Source organism: Yinghuangia sp. YIM S10712 (assembly GCF_051388935.1).
Lineage (GTDB): Bacteria > Actinomycetota > Actinomycetes > Streptomycetales > Streptomycetaceae > Yinghuangia.
Map to the genome: position 1 here is coordinate 75,464 of NZ_JBPKBI010000005.1, position 6,409 is coordinate 81,872.

The 6,409-nt window shown below is 70.7% G+C and carries 5 protein-coding genes; all 5 read right to left on the minus strand.

What is annotated here, in order from left to right; genetic code table 11:
- Positions 1-280: 280 nt before the first annotated feature.
- The 5 genes from whiG to ACRX5W_RS13905 all read right to left on the minus strand — a co-directional run bounded on the left by whiG (position 281) and on the right by ACRX5W_RS13905 (position 5,923).
- Positions 281-1,117, minus strand: a complete 837-nt coding sequence (whiG, locus tag ACRX5W_RS13885; protein ID WP_436788402.1) for an RNA polymerase sigma factor WhiG — start codon at positions 1,115-1,117, stop codon at positions 281-283.
- Entirely contained in the window at positions 1,092-1,400 is a 309-nt protein-coding gene (locus ACRX5W_RS13890) for a tyrosine-type recombinase/integrase (protein ID WP_436788403.1), read from the minus strand. Before ACRX5W_RS13890 ends, whiG begins: the two co-directional genes overlap by 26 nt.
- A gap of 660 nt (positions 1,401-2,060) precedes the next feature.
- The gene (dprA, locus tag ACRX5W_RS13895) at positions 2,061-3,200 is read right to left on the minus strand and encodes a DNA-processing protein DprA (RefSeq protein ID WP_436788404.1); all 1,140 of its coding nucleotides are present in this window, start codon (positions 3,198-3,200) and stop codon (positions 2,061-2,063) included.
- A gap of 522 nt (positions 3,201-3,722) precedes the next feature.
- Entirely contained in the window at positions 3,723-5,453 is a 1,731-nt protein-coding gene (locus ACRX5W_RS13900; RefSeq protein WP_436788405.1) for a YifB family Mg chelatase-like AAA ATPase, read from the minus strand.
- A gap of 2 nt (positions 5,454-5,455) precedes the next feature.
- A complete protein-coding gene (locus ACRX5W_RS13905) occupies positions 5,456-5,923 on the minus strand; it encodes a YraN family protein (RefSeq protein ID WP_436788406.1) in 468 nt (155 codons plus the stop codon).
- Between the last annotated feature and the right edge of the window lie 486 nt (positions 5,924-6,409).

The window sequence follows — 6,409 nt, forward strand, 5'->3', positions numbered from 1 at the left end:
CCCATCCGGCAGGGGACCGCGTTTCCCGAAGCCGGAATCGAGGCTTCCATATCGCGTCGAGCCGGTTGGGAAGTTGCTCGGCTCTCGGCGGGCCTCGGCGTTCGATACGACCCCGGGCTCGCGGCGGAACCGTTGTCCCGACTGGCGCCTCAAGATCACGGCAGAAACCGGACGGTCACCTCACCGGCCCGTCGCGCTGCTCATCGTCGCGGCGTGTGCCGTGTGCGGGGGCTGCCTGACCGCATCGAGTCGGTTTCGCCCCCTTCCCACCGCTTCAGGATCAGCGCATGTCCGCCATTTTCCCTCGGAGTTGGAGGACGGCCTTGGTGTGGATCTGGCAGGTTCGGCTCTCCGTGACGCCCAGGACCTGACCGATCTCCGCGAGCGTCAGGCCCTCGAAGTAATACAAGGTGACGACGGTCTTCTCGCGTTCCGGCAACGCGTTGATGGCGCGCGCGAGGAGGTGGCGCATCTCGCGCGCCTCGGCCACCTCGACGGGGTTGTCCGCCGTGGTGTCCTCCAGCGTGTCGACAAGCCGGTCGCCGGTCTCCGAGCCCGCGTGCAGGAGTTCGTCCAGGGCCATGACGTTGACCAGCGAGATCTGACTGAAGATCGTGTGCAGGTCGTCGAGCCCGATGCCCATCTCGCTTGCCACTTCGACATCGGTGGGGGTGCGGCTGAGGCGGCCTTCGAGCGTGGCGTAGGCCTGCTCGACGTTGCGCGCCTTCTGCCGCACCGAGCGCGGGATCCAGTCCAGCGCCCGGAGTTCGTCGATGATCGCGCCGCGAATGCGGCTGATGGCGTACGTCTCGAACTTGATCGCACGATCGAGGTCGAACTTCTCGATCGCGTCGATGAGTCCGAAGATTCCGTACGACACGAAGTCCGCCTGGTCGACACTCGCGGGGAGGCCCACACCGACGCGGCCCGCGACGTACTTCACCAACGGCGAGTAGTGCAGGATCAGGCGCTCGCGCAGGCGCGGGTCCCCGGACAGCTTGAACTCACGCCAGAGGGCGTCCAACGCGCGGTTCGGATCGCCACCGCGCGGCCCGGCCGCTTCCGCGTCGGACACGGTCGTGGTGGCGCCGTCACGCCCTGGGATGTGCTTGGGCATACGTGGCCTTGAGTCGTTCCACCGAGACGTGCGTACAGAACTGCGTGGTCGCGAGCGTAGCGTGACCGGACAGTTCCTGAACGCTACGAACGTCCGCCACTCCTTCGATCAGGTGGGTCAGGGCCCCGACCCGCAACCCCCGAGGACCCGGAATGCCCGGATTTGCAGGCCGCAGGCCCGGGGCGCCCCGCACACAACCAAACACGCACGCCCGGATGCGTATGCGATGACGGCCCGGAGCAACGCATTGCCCGACACGACGACCATCTTCGGCGGGAGGCATCCCCTTACGGTGATCAGTCCGACACGCAGCGTCAAGCACCGCCACGGGTACGGGTGGCCGATCCCCGGTTGTTTGGCAACCATCGACGATCGTGGTTGGTCGGGCGAGTACGGCGTGCACGTTGCACCGGCGCTGGACGGTGCTCTTCTCCTCGATCACCTCATCCGGTGGATGGCCACAGGCAGCGCAGAGGTCCCCGAACCGGGCAACTCACGTACGCCGACGCCCTGGCCACCAACCGAACACGCCCGGACTGGCGATGACAGCGCCACACTTCCCCGGGCTTCGCGCTGCCCGACAGCCGGGGACGGAAGACCGTGACTGTCTTGGTCGTCCCGCGCAGCCGATGACCTGGACGGGCGGGAGGCCTCCAGGGGTCGGTGCACCCGCCGCACCCTGCCGGTCTGCATCGGTGCACAGGTACAAACCGTGTGCAGTGACACCGCGGGATCCAGGCGCCGAAGGCACCGGTGCCGGCGACGCCGCCCTCTTCGCCGGCGCGGCGGTCGACGCCGTGGCTTTGAGGGGCCACGTCGCATGTGGTCAGGTCGCCGGCAGGTCGAGTCGGAGCGCGCGTTCTCGTCGGAGTCGGGCGGGGCGGGGGTCGGCTGCGGCTCCGAACTGCTGCCCACGGTGGACGCAACACAGTTGCCCTTCCGTTCAGTTGACCGTCGTGCGGCGCCAAGTGCGTTGCTCTCCCTGTTCGGTGGAGGTTGTTTCTCGGGTCACCAGGCCGCCTGCCTCCAGGTCGGCGAGGCATGCGGCCACCGTCTGCGCGGCGGCTCCGGCATCTCGGGCGATCGTCTCCGCGTCCACCGATCGGTTCGGGGGGACTGCCTCCCAAACTCGGGTGGCTTCCGGGGGCAGTTGGTCCCAGATCCGGGTCGGCCCCGACGGCCGAGGAGCGAGGTCTTCGCCGATGAGGCCGACGTGCTCGATGACTTCCGCAGCAGACGTGACCAGGTACGTGTCCTCCTCCCTGAGTAATTGATGCACCCCCGCGGACTGCGGCGCGGTGACGGGTCCGGGAATCCCTATGACCGAGCGTCCGAGATCGCGGGCGCGCCGTGCAGTGATCAACGCCCCACTGCGCAACGCCGCTTCGACCACGACAGTGCCGCGCGACAACGCGGCGATGACGCGGTTGCGTTCGACGAAGCGGACCCGGCTCGGCGAACAGCCTGGCGGCAGTTCACTCACCAGCGTCCCGGTCTCGCCGATGCGGGCGAGCAGCCTGTCGTGCCCACGCGGGTACACGACGTCGACGCCGCAGGCCAGCACGGCGACGGTGGTCCCGCCACCGGCGAGGCTGCCGCGATGGGCGGCCCCGTCGATGCCGTACGCACCGCCGGACACGACGGACCACCGGGCCCCGGCAAGTCCGCGAGCGAGTTCGTCCGTGACATAGGTGCCGTAATCCGTACCGGCCCGGGAGCCCACGACGGCGACGGATCGAAGGGCCGCGTGGCGTACGGGCACCGGGCCGCGCTCCCATAGCCCGATCGGCCGGGCGTCGCCGAGGTCGTCGAGCTGTGTGGGCCAGTGGCGGTCGCCGGGAATGACGAAGCGCCCGCCCAGCCGGGCCACCGTCGCCAGATCGTCGGCGGCGGACGGCCCGCCCAATCGCACGCGATACCCGGCAGGATCGCGCCGTCGAAATTCGGGCGGCAGTGGCCCGTCGGACTGGAGCACCCGCAACACCTCATGCGGCCCGTGCACACGCAGTGCCGCCCCCATCGCGGTGTCCCCCGGCTCGGCCAGCCGCGCAAGGGCAGCGCGAGCGATGTGTTCTTCGTTCATGACAGCTCCAGAAACAGTTGCGGAGAACGGCGGGACGGAGGTGGTTGTGGTCAGGGCCGGGTGTGGCCGGGTCGGGAAGTAGCCGGGAAGTCGGCCCTTGCCGACGGCGACACCACGGCGTCAGGCGACGCCTCCGGGCTCGCCGCCCGCGCTGCGTCGCGAGGCGTACCGCACTGCGACCGTGCTCTATGAGGTGGCGGTGCTCGTGACCATGGCGGGGCGAGGTGCTCGGCGACGCCGCCGCCGTCTCGGTCGTCGACGCCGTCACCGGCCGCCCGCTGTACACCGCCGACACCAACTGCGGCGTCGTCCCCGCAGGTCGCGGTGGTCGCCGCTTGCGGCCGGGACGACATTGTGCGGGATCGAAGTTGCCGCCCGGGTCGCGACTGCTGCGGGGAGGGAGCTCGCGGCCCAGGCGGGTGCTGCCGCCGATGCCGAGCTGTCGGCAGGAGCTGTCCGGGTCGATAGTCGTCCGGGCAGTCGCATCTGTCCGGAACCGCCGATTCGCCAGGGTCGCCGTCGTCATCTGTAGGCCGTTTCGTTTTCATCTGCGGCGTCCCGGTCTCGGCTGCTCAGCTCGCGGTCGACGTCAATGGTTGCCAAACGGGCAAGTGTGGCCTGGGCCATGTCTGTGGTGAATCTGCTCTCGCCGCCGCGCTCCCCCATGTCGGTGAGCGACGCACCCCGGCGGATGCCGGTCCGGAACTCCAGGGCCGTATCGACGTCGGCGACGGTTGGCCGGTCGTGGCCCCGCAGGTCGGCCACCGTCCAGGCGACGCGGAGGACGCGGTCGAGACCGCGGGCGGTGAGCAGGCCGCGTTCCAGATCACGGGCCGCCGAGGCGAGGGCGTCGGGATCGGTGGACCAACGGGTACGCAGCTCGCGGCCGGGAACCTCGGCGTTGACGGACCAGGGCGTTCCCGCGAAACGGTGTGCCGCGCGGGCACGTGCCTCACCCACCCGGGCCGCGACGGCCGCCGTGGTCTCGCCGGGGTCGGGGGCGCCCAGCAGTTCGGCGCGCGACACCGGGTCGACCGTCACACGCACGTCGACGCGGTCCAACAACGGTCCCGAGAGCCGCGCGAGGTACTTCGCCCGCATCGCGGGCGAACAGGTGCAGTCGAGGCCTCGGCCTGCGAAACGCCCGCACGGACACGGGTTGGCCGCGATGACCAGCAGGAATCGCGCCGGGAACCGCAGCGTTCCCGCGCTGCGGGCAACCGTGACCGTGCCGCTTTCCAGAGGCTGGCGGAGCGCGTCGAGGGCTCTCGAACTGAACTCCGGTGCTTCGTCGAGAAACAAGACGCCGTGATGCGCCAGGCTCACGGCGCCCGGGCGCGGTAAGCCATTGCCGCCACCGACGAGGCTGGGCATGGTCGCGGAATGGTGGGGTGCGCAGAAGGGCGGTTCGGTGACCAGGGGGTGTTCGGGGGGCAGCGTGCCGGCAACCGAGTGGACGGCGCTGACCTCCAGCGCCGCCGTGGCGTTCAGCGGGGGCAGCAGTCCCGGCAGGCGTTCGGCCAACATCGTCTTGCCGGCGCCGGGTGGGCCCAACAGGTAGAGGTGGTGGCCGCCGGCCGCGCAGACCTCCAAGGCGCGACGGGCGCGGGTCTGGCCGGCCACTTCGGCCAGATCGGGCGGCGGCACGCCCGCTGCCGAAGGGCCGGTGACCAGCATCGGCCCCACAGTCTCGGGGTCGGGCCCGTCACTGACCGAGGGCGGAGGCTCGGGCGAAACCGGCGCGCCGCGCAGCACCGCGAACAGGTGCCGCAGCGACCGCACGCCCAGGACGTCCACATCGGGCACGAGCCGGGCCTCGACCGCGACCGACTCGGGCACCACGACCTTGCGGCAGCCGGCCGCCGCGGCGGCCATGACCGACGGCAGAATGCCGCGTACCGCACGGACCCTGCCGTCCAGACCCACCTCGCCCACCATGATCACCTCGGCGAGGTGGGCGGGGTCGAGCTTGCCGTTGGCGGCCACGATCGCGCAGGCCACGGCCAGATCGAATCCGCTGCCGCTTTTGGGGACGGTGGCCGGCGACAGACCGACCGTGATGCGCCGCGGCGGCCATTCCTCACCGCTGTTGACCAGCGCGGCGCGGACCCGGTCACGCGACTCGCTGACGCTCTTGTCGGGCAGGCCGACGAGGTTGAAGACCGCGAGGCCGGGCTCGATGTCGGCCTGGACCTCGACCACGACGCCGTCGACGCCGAGCAGGGTGACCGAACGTGTGCGGGCGAACGCCATCGTCAGCACGCTCCCTTCACATGCTCGACGTGCGCGGCGCCGCGACGCGCCGGGACGACTGCCACGAGGTCGATGCGGACGTCGCCGCCCGGATACACGAGGTGCGGGTGCGCGGCGATCCACCGCTCGGCGAGCGATCGCAGGCGCGCGGCCTTGGCGGGCCCCACCGCGGCGCACGGGTGCTCGAACTCGGCAGAGCTGCGGGTCTTGACCTCGCACACCACCAGGACGCCCCGGTCGAGGGCGACGAGATCGAGTTCTCCGGCCGCGCACCGCCAGTTCCGGTCCAGGACCACCAGGCCGGCTTCGGTCAGGCGGCGTTCCGCAACGCGTTCGCCGTATCCGGCGACTGCCATGTTGCGCGGGGAGCGGTTGCGGTGCCGTCCGCCGCTGTCATCGCGGCTGCCCGGGGTGTCAGCGTTGCCATTGCTCGTGCTGCGGGAGCCGGGCCCCGCGTCGTTCTCGGCCATGTGACCACCTCCACACCCGACGATGACGGGCTTGGAGCGGCGGCACAGCTTCAAGATCATCAAGCCTGTGGACAAGCGAGCTGTGGAAAACGATTACCCGTTCAGCCGATTGCGTCGAAGCGCCGGGCTGATTAAAGGCACAACTCCGCCGCCGCAATCGACACGCAGAACGGCCGAGTGTGGCCCGGCGGACACGCCGCATGCCACGCGCGAGGTATCGCAGGGTCGAATGACAGCGCCGAGAAGCCCGGCCGGGAGCGGAGGCAGGTCGGCCCCGGCTGGGCATGCGTCGGCCGGGCCAGGGGCGCACTGGTGTCGGAGCGCGATTGAGCCCGGGCTCGCCCGTGGTTTGCGGCGACGCGTCAGGTTTCTTGGTTCGGGTCCGAACGCGCCGGCCGGGCTCTGGTCGAAACAGGGTTCGACTCGCGCCGGGTGGGCCCCAGCCAGTGCGGTGGCCGGCGAGTGCGATCGGCGGCGTGGGGGGGG